This is a genomic window from Streptomyces sp. ADI95-17 (genome assembly GCF_003846175.1).
GTDB lineage: Bacteria > Actinomycetota > Actinomycetes > Streptomycetales > Streptomycetaceae > Streptomyces > Streptomyces sanglieri.
The window spans coordinates 126217-141977 of sequence record NZ_ML123055.1 but is presented as its reverse complement, the minus strand read 5'-3'; the positions used below and the strand labels follow the sequence as shown (position 1 = coordinate 141977).

The window sequence follows — 15761 nt, the reverse complement described above, 5'->3', positions numbered from 1 at the left end:
GTCAGCCACATCTCCCTACTCACCTGGACACCTGAACGTTTCTCACCCTCCCATGCACACCAGCCCCATTACCCCCTTGGGGCGCTTCATGTGGCACACCGTGCACCAACCGTGACCACACCAGGTGGTTCCTGACGGCAACAAGTGGGGTGCGGCTGCCAGGTGAGCCGGCGTCGTCGCCCTGGCAGCGAACGCAGGCGATACACGCCCTCTACGAGCCCCAGCCTGCTACGACCGCACGATCCCGAGTTCGCGCTGTAGCCAGCTCCCGCCGAACGCAGCCCCGATAGCACGACGTCACCGCCCCTTCAACACTTACCACCACCACAGCCCCGGCCACCGGCCGGGGCTTCGTGCTTCCAGGAGGAGTTCGTCGTGCCCACTTACGAGACCACGTCCCGCGTCGCCGCCGATCTCGGCCGTCTCAGCCCCGAGCAACGCCGCCGCTTCAGCCAGGCGGTCGCGGCCTTCGTCGACGATCTACGCACCGGAGCGTTTCGCCCTGGCCTTCGCGTAAAGGGCGTCCGGCGCGCCCCCGGGGTCTTCGAGCTCACCTGGGAAGGGAATGGCCGGGCAACTTGGGCGTACGGGGCGGAGGTGGTCCGAGAGCACGCTTGCGTCTGACCGTGGTCTAGGCGGACAGCCCGCCGTGCTGGCGTTCGCATCTGTCGTACTGCAAGTGCAGCTGGCGGAGGTCTTGCAGCGCATCAACGGGGAATGGGTGCTGAACCCACCTCGCCCTGTAGCCGTCCTCCCCGTGGAGCCGGACCACCGATTGAGCAGCCTCCAAGACGACGTGCCCGAGAAGGCTGAGGGGCTGAGTGGAGGTCCACGAAAGTGTGCCTGCCTGGTCCGGCGCGTCGAAGCTCGTGGACATGTCGGGAAACCGGTAGATCGCGACTTGAGCGTCTGAGCCTCTGCGGCGGAGTACCCACCTCACTTCGGCTGGCTCAAGATCGAAAGAGAAACGCTGAACGGAGGCGCGACCGTAGAGCCCTACGACACTGTGAAGCACGTCCGCAAGGGCGTCCGTGCAGTAGCTCACGAAGTCTTTCCGCTCCGATACACCGTCCGCGATGCGGCAGGTTGCCCAACCACTACCACTGAGTTCCCAGCTGAACTCAAGCTGACTCATCCCGCCCCCTGCCAGTGGTCCACTCCCGAAGACGGTACAGCGGCGTTGAGGGCAGCCCTCACCCTCCCTTCGCGCTAGCCGCTGTACGCGTAGTTCAGAGAAAGCAAGCAGCACATCGTGTGGCGCCGGATCGGCACTCACGACATCCTCACCGGGCCCTGACTTGAGGGCTTCGGGGTCTCGCGCGAATCCACCAGAGCAGGCGCGCTGACGCCCGCGGTGCCGTACTACCGCTGCGTCTTGTGGGTGCTGCGGCGCCTCAGCTTCGTCCGGGGCTGTCTTCACGGCGAAGCCTCGCTCGGCGCTGCTGTCCCGGATGTGTCCCCACGTCGTTCTCGCGCTTGTCCAAGCGTGTTCTGAGAGAGGCGTTCCCTGGGAGCGGCGCAGCATGCGTTTGGAGTGCGGACGTCAGACGAGTCGTTCCTTAGGATCGCCCCTGACGAAGAATCGAACGCTTCGAACATGCTCCTGGTGGCGTCGAACCCTTGTTGAACTGTCAATCCTCCAGCTCTGTGTTGAGGCCATTGCCGCCTCGACCAGACCAAGAAGCTTCACCTACGGGCACCAAGCCCTGGCGCATCTGGCAACAGCTCTGCGTCACGTGGCGCTCCCCCACCATCGTGGGCTTGGCTGCGTTCACTTCGGGGTTTCTGGCTCAGCTCTTGTAGTGCTGGGCCGGCGGCGCGAGATCGCCAGGCAGCATGGAGAAGAGGACGAGGTCTACTCGACCGCCGTGGACGAAGCCGGCGTTCCGTAGTGTGCCTTCAGGGTGGAATCCGGCTTTGAGAGCCACTTTCTGGGATGCGGTGTTCTCCGTGGCAGCTCGCAGTTCCAGCCGTTGGAACTGTTGGTCGGCAAGGAGCCAGAGTGCCAGTGCACGGGTTGCTTCGGCTGCGATGCCGTGACCGCGGGCCCAGGGCGATACCCAGTAGCCGACTTCGCTCACCAGCGCTCGCCAGTCCGTCTTCTTCAGGCCGACCTGGCCCATCAGGCGTTTGGTGTAGGCGTCGGTGACGGCGAACTGGATGCCGTCACCGCTGTCGCGCAGAGCGTGGGCAGCGGTTGTGCACCAGTTGGTGGCGTCATCCAGCGTGTAGGGCTTGGGGAGCGGCAGCCATCGCTGGGTGAGTGCGTCCGCGCAGCTCGCGTGTGTGTCCGGGATGTCGCTGGCATCGAACGGGCGGAGGATCAGCCGGTTCGTGTGCAGGATCGACTCGGGGAACATCTCCGGCGCCCTTCGCAGCGGATCGCTGGTCTGGGGGACAGTAACAGGAGCAGTTGGCCCGAAAGACTGGCGGGGCATCCCTGTGCTGCCCTGGGGGATCTCCAGTTCCTCCAGAACTATGTGCGGGCATGCGTCCTCGCGCTCCTCCACCACACCGCCCCTGATGGCTGTTCGCCAGAATCTCGGAGCCGACCACGGTTCTGCTGATCCCCCATGGCCGGTCTCGACGGGCGATCAGGATGGCTTGCCCGTACGGTCGGTGTGGGTGCCCTGACAGGACGGTGCTCCGGGTTGGCCCCGCGGTCACTTCGCACGTTCCGCGGGGCCAACTGCTATGTGAGGGGATCAGAAAGCTCCTCGACGCCCTCGGTGAGCCACACCTCCTCCCGGCTCAGGTTGATCACCCACGAATGCAGGAACCCCTGGCCATAGGCCGCCGACGACGCCAAGATGCCCTCATGCGCTTCGCCCGTTCCTCGGACCTCGAGCTGCTCGATGTCATCGACCGCTATGTCAAGCCGCCAACGCAGGGGGTCGGGCGCTACCTGCACCTTCTCCACGCCAACTTCACGCGAGAAGACGAGAGCAAGCGCACCCTCTTTCTTCAGTCCCTGCGTGCTGCCGCCCACGAGATCACCGACGAAGAACTCGAGGTCCTGCTGGAGAGCGAATGGCGCTCCCGCCTCACGGCCGCTTGGCTGATCGGTTTCGACCGCCGTGATCACTTCCGCGACGTCCTCGGCGACCTGCTCCTGGCCAGCCGGCTCTGCTTCTCTGGCCAGGGCTACTGCTTTGCCCTCGCACGCTTCGGCACCGACGAGGACGCCCAGCACCTGGCGGCCTACCTGGACCGCTATCTCCGACGGCCTGACTGCCAGTACGACCAGCACTGGGCCATCAGCGCGCTCCTCCACATCGACAGCCGCAGCGGAAGTGAACACGCCGCCCGTTTCCTGGCTCCTGGTGGCCTCTGGCATCAGTGGAACGGGGCCCAGTACAGTCCGTCGCCGCCGGGACGGTTCATCTATGAACTGTGAACCTTTGCTGCCGAAAGCGCGTCCCTGCACGACGAGTTGTTCATCCTGCGGTCGACGGGCCTCGGTCCCTTGGACAGCGGTGTCTGGCCGTGCGCCGACGGTGGCCTTCACGGGAACCCGGTGACACATCAGTAGCGCCAGCTGGCAGCGGAGGAAGTCCGCCGGCCTTCTGCGCCGCTGAGAAGCCCTCGTGAGCGTTGCAGTTCTCCTGTTCCTGGCGCCGGGCTTCGCTGTCCTGGTGGTCGGTATCTGGCGTGCGTGGCCGGGCAGGCATGTCGCCCGATCCGTACGTGTCTGCCGCCCGTACCTTCATCCCTCCTGCAGGTCGTCCGGGCCGAGTTCGAAGTCCGTCCGGCATACCCGGGATCTGGACTGCTGCAGGACACCCCCGCCGAGTCCGGGTCCAGGCCTGATGGCACCCACCTGCAGTTCCTGGCGTCGCGAGGAGGAGGCGATGTCCGGTATCGGCAGCCGGGGCTGTGTGCGCCGACCTCCTGTCCGTGTCCGCCGGCCTGGCGCGGTGTCAGCTGCTTGCCCCTGCAGCGTCTGATCCGGCTGGAGCAGGCCACGGTCCTCCTGACGGAGGCCGCTTGCCACCGAGGACTGAGATCAACTCCCGCACGGCTGTGCGATGACCTGCCTATCTGATGACAAGTCCGATCAACGACACGTTGACCAAGGGGAGGGACGAGCGGAGATCCGAACCGGTAGGCTGCGCTTGACGCCAGACGACCACTCAAAAATGGGATGCGCCGGACGGAGTCACCAAGGCAAAGGGAAGGCCCCGCTGGAGTCCCGGGTGGTTGCACACCCAGGAGCGGGGCCGGACCGACACCACACACTCACAACAAATGAAGGTGCCAGTTCTATGGCGAAGCGTACCCGGATCGCCGGGGTTACAGACAATAGGACCCAGCAGTCCGCCGTGAAGATCACACCGGCGACGCACCGCGCGGGCCCTGTCACCACTACCCACGCGATCGCATGACTGCGCGGGGTGAGAACTTCCTCGCCTGTCTCTCCCCCGGCGACGCCGACTTTGGACGCCACCACGCCGACTGCCGGCCCGGGTGGAACGAGGCTCTGGACCGCTCCGAGAATCCGCGCGACTGGACGCAGGACATGCTCCGTGTCGCCGCCCGAGGCGGGTTCCGCAATGACTTCCTGGCCGGAAAGGCACAGGGGCAGATCTCTCCCGGTAAGGGAGATCAGATGACATAGCGACGTCCTGAGCGGGAGGCACTTGGGCCCCTTGGCGGGGGCACTTCCTCTACCGCTGCCGCTGGTGTTGGCGCACCGTGCGGCTCTTCATACGGCTCGAAGTTGGCGCTCCGAGCTAAGGCCCGACGCTTCGGATCCGGTTTGGCGACCGGGACCGAGTAGGTCGAGCGGACAACAGGTTCTCCCCGAACCACTTCACCTTCACCACCGCAGCGAGAGCCCCTTTGGCGTTCTCCAGCACAGTGAAAGCAGCTACATAGTGCCCTACGCGCACACCACTTGTCAGCTTCCGCGCGCCCGGACGGGCGATTCACCCCAAAAGTCCCCTGCTTCTGACGGCATCCCGTGCCAGCAGACTCATGGCGAAACAACCGCCACACACAACGAACTCGAACGCGCGCACCATCACGGTGCGGGCCAGGTCGCCTTGGTCCGCGGGTCCTCACAAGAGGTCACTCATACCGCCTCGCGCCGAAGCGGCCCACGTCGATGGCTCCGCTCCGTGGAATGGCTGATCGCAGCCGGCCTGCACCCACGGGCGAACACCACCACACTCGTCATCGCACGGGACTTGGGTGCGCGCATGAACTACGACACCGGGCACGCCCTCTACTGCCTCCACAAGATCGTGGCCCGCACCGGGATCTCCCGCGCCTCAGTGAAGCGGCACATCGGCTACCTCCGAGAGCTCGGCTCTCTCGCCTGGGTCCAGCACGGCACCCGCACGAACATCCGCCGCGCCCTCGGGCTCAGCGGGTACGCGGGCACCGCCACCATCTACGCCGCAGTAATCCCGGCCGCCTACGACCACGCCCTCGGACACCGCATCATCGGCACCGGATACGAGGCAAGGGCCGTTGCCGACTACCGGCAAATGCCTGAGACCCACGCTCAGGCCACCCCCACCACCACAGTGGACAACACCTCGTCGAACCCTGTGGACAACTCAGCTAAACGATCTTGTGAGCCCCCTTCCCTTACCTCAGCTACTCAGAAGGGCCAGGTACAGATGGCGGGGGGTGTAACTACTACCGCAGCACGGTCACCAAAAAACTCCACCCCCCGCTCCCCCACAACCCAGGAACAGGTACGCAGCAAGAAGCGGGCCACGATCCTCGGCACCACCGTCACCGCAGCAGGCATGCAACTCGGCGACACACTCGCCCGCGCCATTCGGCACCACGTCCCCTGGACCCGCAAAGCCACCCACGACCAGCTCCGATGGGTGTGCGCCGACATGGGCGAACAGCAATGGACCAAAGACCAGGCCATCCGCTTCGCCGTCGAAGCCGGGCACACACACGCCGCCGGATACGCCTGGCAGCCCGACCACCCACACCACCTCATCGCCGCAGCCCTCCACACCACCAATGACAACCAGCTTGAGGACACTGCACCCACCGGGACCGACACCGTGCACGCAGTGGCCTGGAAAGACAGCACCGCCGGCCAAGCCGCCGCACAGCAAGCCGCACTGGCAGCCTTGTTCGCCACCTCAGCTCCCGACAAGCAGCCGAAACGCACCGACGAAGACCGGCTCCGCGCCCGCCTCAACTGGGACACCTGGCCCGACGTCGCCCACCACTACGCCACCGACCCCGACGACGCTCTTGACCTCTACGGCATCCGCCTGTGCACCTATGCCATCCGCATGGACTCCCGCCAGGAGGTACAGGCGTGACCGAGCAGGCCACAATCAGGGGCCCGGACACCGAGGACTGTCTCGAACCACGTATCCCGAAGCACAGATGGCACCCAGGAGGGGTGGAACTGAGGCAAGGCGTATACCGCGGTATACGCCTTGCCTCCAACGATCTGGCTCCGAATCAGACCTATGACGTGCGGTGACCCGATCACTTGAGACCCGGAGACGGTGAAAGCCTCGGGTGAGGCGGTCTGGGCGAGCGGATGCCGGATGCTGCCTCAGTTGATCTGGTCCGGTTGCTCAGCCCTTCCGGGTTCCGTCGAGTTGGAAGTGCCAGATGACCGCGAGCGGGGAATCGTCCAGGGCCGCGGCCGACGCCTCCGGGTACCAGTACGACAAGTCCCAGGGCACATGGGCCGGGAGTGGGTCCGGGGCAGCGTCGGGATCGAGAGAGTGGCGCGGGCGGCGGGGTTCCTCGCACTGCGGGACCTGGAAGCCCAGCGGAAGAACGACGGGGAGGTAGGCGCTGAGCGGACGGTGGTGCTCGGCAAGGAGGGACGGGCAGCCGTCCGGGCCGGGACGGCGGGCCAGGGTCGGCCGGAGGGCTTCGCCAGCGTGTGGGTGACAGACGGACGTGCCTGGACCCAGGACTCCTATCAGCCCACCCACGGCGTCGAGGGTGCTGCCTTGCTGCGCGGTTTCAGGGAAGCTGGTTCCCCGCGGCTCCGGCAAGATCAGCGATACAGCTGCAGACTCCAGAGCACCTTCTACACCTCGGCACTGTTCAGCATCCGAAGGTGCGAGGAGTCCCGACGGTTTTAGGACCGTAAGCGAGCCGAGGGCAAGCGCCCTACCCAGGCCGTTCTCACTCTGGCCCGCCGTCGCGTCAACTTCCCCTACGGCCCTTTTACGCGACGGACGGACCTATGAGCCCTTGTCGCCATCGGCGCTTACAGCGTGACGCCTCTGTCCTGCAGCCGATCTGCAAGGTCAGCGGCAACACGGTCGACTGACGGTCAGGTTTGCGGGAGTATCCGCTTGCTGGCATCCGACGGTGAGGAGCCCGTTGATCACTCAAGGAGTAAAGGTCACGGCGCAGTGCAACGCCTGCGGTGGCGTGCTGATACTCGACGTTGGCCAGTACATCGACCACGGGCAGTTGTGGTGGGGCACCGAAGGTGCATGCACTGCCTGCCCCAACGGGTGGTGCGAGCAGGACACAGGCGGAGCGACTCCTGAAGAGATCAGGAATGCCCTGCTGGCAGAGCACGGGCCCGCACGGCTTTGCCTCACGGACGTCGAGTCGAGCCTCGTCCCCGTCTTGCGAGTCCTGCGCGAGATGCTCCACCTGTCCCTGGGCCAGGCACGGGTAATGGCCAGTGCGCTCCAAGGGACTGGCCTGGTTGGCACGCTCGTCGAGATGGAGCTCATTGCCGACAGGCTGCAACGCCGATCAGTCGCTACAAAGATCGAGAAGTGTGAGATATCGACCGACTGAAGCCCCACGCACCCAACCAGAACGGCTTGACGAACAGTATTAGGAATCGCTGAGAGAGGTCATCCGCTGACAACAGGGGCAGCTGCACCCGCAAGTGGAGGAGAGGTGGCGGAGCCGGTGGCAGTCGCTGGCGATTCCAAGCTCTCCGGGCACCTGTGAAAGCTCGTCCGGTGTCAGACCGACCGGCGAAGGCTTGTTCTCTTCGCCGACGTCCCGAACTGGTGCACCTGGAAGCGGTTGCGCCCCGGAACCCTGGCTGCCGCCCTCCGATGCGGCCGTGTGTTGTCCGCGGACAACACGGCAGGCATCCGGGCTGCGGTGCCGACTGGTGGGGGAGTGACCCGTATTGCCCGGAGCTTTGAGTTTGTTGTCCGCGGACAACATGGTGGCCCGCGCCTACGGGTGGGGAGAGGTAGCAGAGAGCTGATCGCAGCCACTATCAGTTCCTCCTTCGCGTTGTTGTCCGCGGACAACACATGACTCGGTGCCGCACCACCCAGCGGCTTGTTGTCCGCGGACAACAACGCGAATGCCTCACACCGGACCACGATGCGCGGCGTGGCGGTACTGCCCGTTTCACGGAACCGAGCCGAAGGTCTTCTGTTTTAGGGCAGCTAGTGCTTGCTCTGACCGCATAGGTTCGCCGGGTCGGTGGTCGTGGCGGCTGGCTGGGGGCGGATCCGACCGCTGGAGACGCGGTGGCCGAGCCTGTCCGTGTGCGCAGACCGACCGACCAGGGGGGAAGGAGCTGTAGCAGATCATGCGCCGGGGGAGTACCAACTCGGTGGGTGACCGGCGCGCGATGATGCTGCCGGCGTCGGCCGGTGGGAGCCGGGTGCCGGTGAGCGCCCACCTGGTGCAGGCCGACGAGGGCACCGTGCGTGACGTGATCCATCGCGTCAACGAGATCGGCCTGGCCTGTCTGGACCTTCAGCGGGCGGGAGGCCGTCCTCGCCTGCTCAGCGCTGACGACGAGGACTTCGTCATCCGGACGGCCACCACCTGCCCCATCGAGCTAGGCCAGCCCTTCACCCGCTGGTCCCTGTGCAAGCTCGTCGCCCGCCTGCGGAACTCCACGGCCGAATCATCCGGATCCCGCGGTGTCACCTTCCAGCGAATCAAGACGTGCAAGGAATCCTTCGAGCCGGACCGGGAGGCGAAGCGGGACCGGATCGAGGAGGTACTCGACCGCTTCCCGGACCGGGACTTCGCTTTCGACGAGTTCGGCCCGCTCGGGATCCGGCCCACCGCAGGCTCGGGCTGGGCAGATGAGAAGCCCCGACCGGCTACCCGCCGCCTATCACCGCGCTCACGGCGTGCGCCCCTTTCACGGCTGTTACTCGCTCGGCGACGACACCCTGTGTGGCGTCAACTGGTGCAAGAAGGGCGCCGCCAGTACCTTGGCCGCGCTGAAATCGATCCTGGCCACCCGGCCCGACGGCGCCCCGATCTACGTGATCCTCGACAGCCTGTCTGCCCACAAGCGCACCGAGATCCGCTACTGGGCCAGGAAGAACAAACTCGAGTCGTGCTTCACCCGCCCCTTCGCCTCATGGACGAACCCGATCGAAGCCCACTTCGGACCGCTTCGACAGTCCACTATCGCCAGCTACACCCACCCCGACCACACTGTCCAGACCCGGGCCCTGCACGCCTACCTCCGCTGGCGCAACGACAACACCCGCCCCCTGATGTGCTTGCCGCCCAACACAGGGAACGTGCCCGTATCCGCGGCGAGAAGGGCATCCGCTGGGGCGGATGCCCTCTTCAGGCGGCCTGATCATGAACGGCAGGGCGAAGATGCCCATCCGGCTCGTCTACGAGACCCACGCCAACACCATCGACAACGAGGCCGGAATCGCCACAGTCTGGCTACCGGGAGTCCTCTCACCGGCCAAGGCCGCCGACAGGCCTGGGAACTCGGCGACCGCCGTCGCAACGACGGCATCGCGGCGGTGTTCACCTCCGACCTGCACCGCGCCGTGGACACCGCGCGGGTCGCCTTCGCGAGCACCCGTGCCGATCCACCAGGATCGCCGCCTGCCTGAATGCAACTACGGGCGCCTCAACGGTCACCCGCAAGCAGCTCTTGCCCCACTGCAGGGGCGGCACATCGACGAGCCGTTCCCGGGCGGCTAGAGCTACCGCGAAGTTCTGGCTGCCACCGAAGACTTCCTCAGCGACCTGGCCGCCCGATGGGACGGCAGCCGCATGCTGCTGATCGCCCACTCGGCCAACCGATGGGCCCTGGACTGCATGCTCACGGCGCGGACCTCGAAGACCTCGTCCAGGCCCCGGCCCACTGGCAGCCAGGATGGGAATACACCGTCCCACCAACTGGCCCGCCACCGGCGGAACCCGGCGAACGTCCCGGTCAGAGCACTAGCGGTTGCCGCTTTGACTTCCTGCGGCCCTGGTGGGTGTGAGCCGGGCGGCACGGGCCCTTTGGCGACATACCTAGCAGGCAGGGGATACGTAGGCGCGAAGCTCTCCGAACAACTGCGAGAGCTCGTCCGACATCAGACCGGCCGCAAGGGCATGGGCCTGTTCCTCCGCCGAAGTTCCGAGCTGCCGCACCAGGAGGCGGCTTTGTCCGTGCCCGGTGCCCTGGCCCTCGTCCTGCGCTGCGGCCGCACGTGTGTTGTCCGCGGACAACATGGCGGCCTGGGCGGGTGCATGTCCGGGCTGCGGTGCCGACGGGTGGGGTAGTGACTTGAGTCTTCCAGGGTTTCGAGTTTGTTGTCCGCGGACAACACGGTGGCCCGCGCCTACGGGCGGGGGAGAGTGCCCTGTCTCAGCGAAGTTAAATCGACGGCGATTCGCACTTCGTCCACCCGTAGAGGTGCTTGCAGCATGCAGTCACGGCTTGCATGGCCAGTCTGCTTGCCGATCGTGTGGCGCAGCCAGAGGTTTTCGAAGCGGTTCGGGGTGACGTTCGCATTTCGGTCATGGATTACTTCGTGAAGGTACGCAAGGTGTCTGGCAGTGGCACCAGTGGTCGGCTCACCTGCGTCTTCTGGAGGCGCATTCATCGGGCGCCGGGTGTCTGGTGGGCTCGCGTCTCTGTGCGGCAGCAGGGATTCTGGCCGCGACACGGGTGTCCTGATTCGCTTTCAGCCGGAACGCTACTAAGGTAGCGCCATGACTGCTCCATACAGCCCCGAAGATCGGGAAAAGGTAGTTGCCAAGCTGCCGACCGATCTGCGCCGTGAACTCAAGGTGCGCGCCGCAGAGTTGAGCGAGGACATCCAGGACGCCGTCACGGCTGGGGTGACCTCCTGGATCAAACTGAAGAACCACCCCACTGTCGATACCAGCGGCGGCTCCTCGTTCTCGACCTACCTGCCGGCCGGGCTGTACGAGAGACTGAAGACCACAAGCAAGTCGCAGAAGATCTCCTATAACCAGGGGATGGCTCAGTCGATCCGGCACTGGCTGGACGCAAACCCGTCCCCGCGCCCCACGCCCCCACGAACAACTGGGGCCCGCCGGATCGTCTTCGGCAACCAGAAGGGCGGGGTGGGTAAGACATCGGTGTCCGCCGGTGTTGCCCAGGCCTTGGCCGAGATGGGCAGGAAGACCCTCCTGATCGACTTCGACCCGCAAGGTCACCTGACGCGCCAGCTCGGCTACGAGATGCTGGAGATCGAGTCGACCAGTCTCGCCAAACACATGCTCGGGGAGGCCGAAGACAGCCTGCGGGCCCTGTTCGTCCCCATAAAGGGCGGTGACTTCGAGGACCGTCTGTGGCTGCTGCCCTCCTGCAAGGACGCGTTCCTGCTGGACGCCAAACTGGCCACCACACGAGCCGTACGCATCAAGGAGACAGCCCTGGAGCGCGTCCTGGCCGACGTGGAACAGGACTTCGACTTCATCGTCATCGACTGCCCCCCGAGCCTCGGGTACACCATGGACACCGCCCTGTACTACGGGCGTACCCGCGAGGGCGAAGAGCCTGACCAGTCCGGAATCATCATCCCGGTCCAGGCCGAGGACACTTCCGGCGACGCGTACGACATGCTCGCCGAGCAGATGGACGATCTGTGTGAAGACCTGAAGGTGGAGATCACCACCCTGGGCTTCGTCGTCAATCTTTACGACGCACGCAATGGCTACATTGCCACCTCGTCGCTCGAGTCCTGGCAGAGCATGGACGAACCGGTCCTCGGTGTCGTTCCGGAGCTAAAGGAGCAGCGCGAGGCGGTCCGCCGCAAGGAGCCGCTGCTCGCCTACGAACCGGACTGTGAGCAGGCTCAAGTCCTGCGCTCGATCGCAAGGAAGGTCAAGGGATGAGCGTCGCCGACAAGGTGGGGGAGAGTTCCTCATTCGGGCGGGCCCGCAAGCGCAGCGACCGCGGCCGGGCCAAGGCCATCACGGAAGGCTCGATTCCCACCTACGAGCTGATCAAGCTCGGCCTCGATCAGGTCTCTCCCACTCCGCTCAACCCGCGCCGTAATTTCGGCACTGATGAGCAGATGGTCCGGTTCGGCGAGGAACTGCGCCAGACGCAGCTTGCAGCCTGTGTCGTCGTCAGCCGTGCCGCGTACCTGAAGCTCTGGCCTGATCACGAGACGGTCATCGGCGCCGACGCCCTGTACGTGCTGGTCAACGGCGAGCGCCGCTTCCGGAGCGCCCTGCATGTGGGAATCGACCGGCTCGACTTCGTTGTCCGCGATGACCTGGCTGCCTCACGCGAAGACTTCATCGACCACTTGCTCGCGGAGAATCTGGAGCGCGAGGACTTCGACGTAATCGAGCGTGCACGTGGGGTGCAGCAACTGGTTGACGTGTGCGCTGAGGAGTCGGGGGAGCGGGGCGCGCGCAGTCGGGCAGCAACTCGGCTGGGTAGGGACCGGTCCTGGGTGACCAATCAGCTCGCCTTGCTGACGCTTCCGGAGGAGTTGCAAGCAAAGCTCAGCTCCGGCGAAGTCTCTGAGCGCGACGGCCGGAGTCTAGCCCGGCGGCTCAAGGATGACCCTGAACTGGACGCGACTGGTCTCCTAGGGCATCTCGCCTCGGCCAAAGAGGAGTTGATCGAGCAGCGGCAGGAGCAACAGCGTTTGTTGGCAGCGGGCCAGCAGGCGCTGAAGCAGCACGGCAGTGCCGGTTTGTTGTCCGCGGACAACAAACTCCGGTCCACGCAGGAGAGCACCTCCGATCGCATGCCGGACGAAAGCACGGCTGCCGGTTCGTTGCCTGCGGACAACGAACCGGCACAGACGACGGCGCTGGCTACGGACCTGACCGTGTCGATCAATCCGCCGAGCCCCGAACCATCCGTGCCCGCGCAGGCCACAATCGCGGAGACCAGGGATCGTCCCACTCCGCCAGTCCGCCGGACGCCGTCGAAGCCAGCAGAGAATCTGCCGCAGGAGGGCAACGCTAGCTGGCAGGTACCATCGGGCGGGTGGGAGCCGGTGTTCGAAGCGCTCATGGCACAGATGGGCGAGCTCGACCGGCACAGGCTGACGAAACGCCTGAACAAAGTCATGGAGGAGGAGCTCGCGACAGCTCCGCAGCCGAGTAGCCCGTGACCACGATGGTCTGACAGGCATGCCCGCGGCCCCGTTCTTCCACCTACTGGTAGAAGAACGGGGCCGATTCGTTCCGAGTCTGGCTCAGTTCCGGCCGCACCCAGTGGAGCCAAGAGGACAGATCGAGACGACGCTCGCTTCCTGTTTCACCGCGACAGCCGGCCAATTTGCCACGTGGGTAGAAAGTACCGAGGTACTCGTGCCTGCCAGTACTTTTCAGATTGATCTGTCGGGGGAGCGCAGGTTGGTCCTGCAGGGCGAAGACTCGCCCAGAGAGTGCTGGCCGCACCCTTCCCACCCGTACGGAGCGCTCAATGCCCGTTCAGGACGGGCGAAATCGGCTGTACGGCCCCCTGGCGGCCTGTCACCCGCTCGGACGTCCCGCCATACCGGACCCTCGCCAGCGAGCCGCCAGCACCCCCTTTCTGTCAGTCACTTTTAGTCCGAGAAAAGCATTTCCACCCGTTTCACCTGATCACTGTGTCCTGTTGTGCAGCCAGGCGGGCCCACCGACGCCGCTCCGCCGCGCGACTCTTCTACGAACCCACGGACGACCTGCGCGACAACCTCTGGGATCTTCTGGGTCGTCTGCGCCTGAGCCGCTACCTGCGTGGTGCAACGGGCGGGGCACTGTGGAGGCCGATCACAGGCCGTCGCTCTCGGGACGTGCGTGCGGAATCAGTGGCCGGCTGCTGTCGTGCTCGGTCGCGTGCAGGCCCTGCGGGCTGAGGGGGAGTGCCTGCGGGGTGGTGAGGACGATCTGGGAGTTGCTGGTGGCATTCTTCGCGCAGACGGTGAGTACAGCGTTGGCGAGGCGTTCGCCCTCCAACCTGCCGCCCAGACCGTCGAGGGGTGCATCCAGCCATTGGAAACGTGGCAGCAGAACGAGTGGCATGCTGCGGGCGGCCTCCAGGGCCATGAGGTGATAGGCGGTGTGGGCGACACTCACCAGCCCCGCTGAGCGAGCGAGCTGCTTCAAGGTCCGATTGTTGATCTTGGGTGCCAGAGTCTTCGGGTCGATCACAACACTGCGGATCTTGTCTGGCGCCATGGGAATCGCGATATCCGCGAAGATCTGCGACAGCTGCTTCACGGTCTGTCCAGGCCTTCGTCGCGTCGTCGGCCTGCTGGGAGGACGCCGCTTCCAACTTCTCCAGTTCGGCGATCTGAGCGAGTTCCTGTCGGCGTACCTTGACCGCCTCCAGCTTCGCCCGAGCCTCGCTCTCACCTGCACTGGCACGAGCCCGTGCTGCTTCGCGTGGAGTGATCTCCTGCGCTCGGTAGACGGCGGCCCGGGCGGCCAGCCCCTGCGCGTCCTGTTCTGCCCTGCGCCGGGCTTCGACCGCCTTCAGTGCACTCTGCTGGCCGCCACTCAGTGCTGTGTCGGCTTCGGCAGCAGCATCCTTGGCCCGCGCCAGTTCCTGGGCGCGCCGCGCCTGGCGTGAGGGTAGGCCTGGGTCGGGCTGGCGACACACCGGGCAAAGGGGGCCCTCGCCCGAACGAGCCTGCAAGGGCTGCTCGCACTCGGGGCAGTGTGTGCGGGGCCTCGCGGCTTCCTCCGCAGCGGTGCGGCGCTGGCGGGCCAGCCCGCGGCGCTCATACAGCGAGGCGAGCGCCTGGTGGGCCTGGTCTGCTGTGGCCGCAGCGTCCGATACGGCTTGCAGTTTCCGAGCTGCCTCGGCGTCCCGATGTGTCTCGTCCCGCATGCTGCTGCTGTAGGTACACCAGGACCAGCACAGTGTCGATCGTTACGTTCCCGCGCGGGGTCTCCATGGCGGGGATGCCCATGCGCTCCAGTGAGAAGGAGCCTGCTGCCCGTTCGCCGGCCTCAGGCCGTACAGCCAGCGGTTGTTCGACTTCTCCGGTGGTCTTGTTCAGGAAGGTCACCTGTTGGGTGGGAAAGTCCAGAGTGGCTGTCCAGCCGCCGTTGTCAGTCGCGAACTCGACCCGGATGGCGTCGCACTGCTCAACGATCACAGGTGTGAGGACCACGCTGGTGGCCCCCAGGGCCGCGAACGCCGTTTCTGAGATCGTGCTGCCCCCGGACCCGATCCCGGCTCGTAGGTGCCGCATCGACGCGTCAAGGTCGAGACCACCCCATGCTCCGTCGATCAGGAATTCTTCCTTCAGAAAGGAAAACTTGCCCGCAGCACGCCCCCGGTAAGGGGGTTGCGATCCTCGGCCGACCCGAAGGCCGACCGCCACCCGGCCCCATGGCCGTCTCACTGACCAGGGGATGTATGTTGCGATCCTCGGTCGACCCGAAGGCCGACCGCCACTCCGGGGTTCTGGGCTTCTACCGTCGGCAGCGGGATGTCGTTGCGATCCTCGGTCGCCCCGAAGGCCGACCGCCACCCTGGCAGATCGCCCGAGCCGGCACCGACTCTTGAGGGTTGCGATCCTCGGTCGCCCCGAAGGCCGACCGCCACACCAGCGCCTTCTTCTCCCTGGAGATGAGCCGCAAGG

The 15761-nt window shown here is 65.7% G+C and carries 11 protein-coding genes and 2 pseudogenes; 11 read left to right on the top strand and 2 right to left on the bottom strand.

The genetic code is table 11. The features are described 5' to 3' along the window. The first annotated feature begins 375 nt into the window (after nt 1-375). On the top strand, nt 376-624 hold the full coding sequence (locus tag EES42_RS42055) for a hypothetical protein (RefSeq protein WP_124723478.1): 249 nt from the start codon (nt 376-378) through the stop codon (nt 622-624). Nucleotides 625-1790: 1166 nt separating this feature from the next. Here EES42_RS42055 and EES42_RS42045 read toward each other — a convergent pair. Continuing rightward, entirely contained in the window at nt 1791-2510 is a 720-nt protein-coding gene (locus EES42_RS42045; protein ID WP_241196939.1) for a GNAT family N-acetyltransferase, read from the bottom strand. Between the two features lie 308 nt (nt 2511-2818). Here EES42_RS42045 and EES42_RS42040 point away from each other — a divergent pair, with 308 nt between their 5' ends. From EES42_RS42040 to EES42_RS42000, 9 genes and pseudogenes are all read left to right on the top strand, one after another. Beyond that, a complete protein-coding gene (locus EES42_RS42040) occupies nt 2819-3397 on the top strand; it encodes a DUF6000 family protein (RefSeq protein WP_124723476.1) in 579 nt (192 codons plus the stop codon). A 984-nt stretch (nt 3398-4381) separates the two neighbouring features. Continuing rightward, nucleotides 4382-4618 (top strand): hypothetical protein, encoded by a 237-nt coding sequence (locus EES42_RS42035; RefSeq protein WP_124723475.1) that lies wholly within the window; start codon nt 4382-4384, stop codon nt 4616-4618. Nucleotides 4619-5201: 583 nt separating this feature from the next. Next, complete coding sequence (locus tag EES42_RS42030; RefSeq protein WP_124723474.1) at nt 5202-6299, top strand: hypothetical protein; 1098 nt, start codon at nt 5202-5204, stop codon at nt 6297-6299. Between the two features lie 771 nt (nt 6300-7070). After that, nucleotides 7071-7224 (top strand): annotated as a pseudogene (locus EES42_RS47770) (IS110 family transposase); the annotation flags it as partial. Nucleotides 7225-7329: 105 nt separating this feature from the next. Next, the gene (locus EES42_RS42020; protein ID WP_241196938.1) at nt 7330-7761 is read left to right on the top strand and encodes a hypothetical protein; all 432 of its coding nucleotides are present in this window, start codon (nt 7330-7332) and stop codon (nt 7759-7761) included. Nucleotides 7762-8459: 698 nt separating this feature from the next. Continuing rightward, nucleotides 8460-9541, top strand: a pseudogene (locus EES42_RS42015) (helix-turn-helix domain-containing protein). Then, nucleotides 9453-9809 carry a histidine phosphatase family protein gene (locus EES42_RS42010; protein ID WP_241196937.1) on the top strand — a complete coding sequence of 119 codons (357 nt, stop codon included), beginning with the start codon at nt 9453-9455 and terminating at the stop codon, nt 9807-9809. Before EES42_RS42015 ends, EES42_RS42010 begins: the two are co-directional and overlap by 89 nt. A gap of 1093 nt (nt 9810-10902) precedes the next feature. Continuing rightward, nucleotides 10903-12054, top strand: a complete 1152-nt coding sequence (locus tag EES42_RS42005; protein WP_124723473.1) for a ParA family protein — start codon at nt 10903-10905, stop codon at nt 12052-12054. Further along, nucleotides 12051-13295, top strand: coding sequence for a ParB/RepB/Spo0J family partition protein (locus tag EES42_RS42000; RefSeq protein WP_124723472.1), 1245 nt, complete (start codon nt 12051-12053; stop codon nt 13293-13295). Before EES42_RS42005 ends, EES42_RS42000 begins: the two co-directional genes overlap by 4 nt. Before the next feature lie 643 nt (nt 13296-13938). On the opposite strand, the gene EES42_RS41995 is transcribed toward EES42_RS42000, so the two are convergent. Continuing rightward, nucleotides 13939-14346 (bottom strand): hypothetical protein, encoded by a 408-nt coding sequence (locus EES42_RS41995; RefSeq protein ID WP_164495547.1) that lies wholly within the window; start codon nt 14344-14346, stop codon nt 13939-13941. Here EES42_RS41995 and EES42_RS45380 point away from each other — a divergent pair. After that, nucleotides 14345-14740, top strand: coding sequence for a hypothetical protein (locus EES42_RS45380; protein WP_164495546.1), 396 nt, complete (start codon nt 14345-14347; stop codon nt 14738-14740). The two genes, EES42_RS41995 and EES42_RS45380, sit on opposite strands and share 2 nt — an antisense overlap. Nucleotides 14741-15761 lie beyond the last annotated feature (1021 nt).

Coding starts and splice junctions, on each gene's coding strand:
- EES42_RS42010 (WP_241196937.1), top strand. CDS start 9,453: ATGTGCTTGCCGCCCAACACAGGGAACGTGCCCGTATCCGCGGCGAGA.
- EES42_RS41995 (WP_164495547.1), bottom strand. CDS start 14,346: ATGGCGCCAGACAAGATCCGCAGTGTTGTGATCGACCCGAAGACTCTG.
- EES42_RS42035 (WP_124723475.1), top strand. CDS start 4,382: ATGACTGCGCGGGGTGAGAACTTCCTCGCCTGTCTCTCCCCCGGCGAC.
- EES42_RS42000 (WP_124723472.1), top strand. CDS start 12,051: ATGAGCGTCGCCGACAAGGTGGGGGAGAGTTCCTCATTCGGGCGGGCC.
- EES42_RS45380 (WP_164495546.1), top strand. CDS start 14,345: ATGGGAATCGCGATATCCGCGAAGATCTGCGACAGCTGCTTCACGGTC.
- EES42_RS42030 (WP_124723474.1), top strand. CDS start 5,202: ATGAACTACGACACCGGGCACGCCCTCTACTGCCTCCACAAGATCGTG.
- EES42_RS42005 (WP_124723473.1), top strand. CDS start 10,903: ATGACTGCTCCATACAGCCCCGAAGATCGGGAAAAGGTAGTTGCCAAG.
- EES42_RS42040 (WP_124723476.1), top strand. CDS start 2,819: ATGCGCTTCGCCCGTTCCTCGGACCTCGAGCTGCTCGATGTCATCGAC.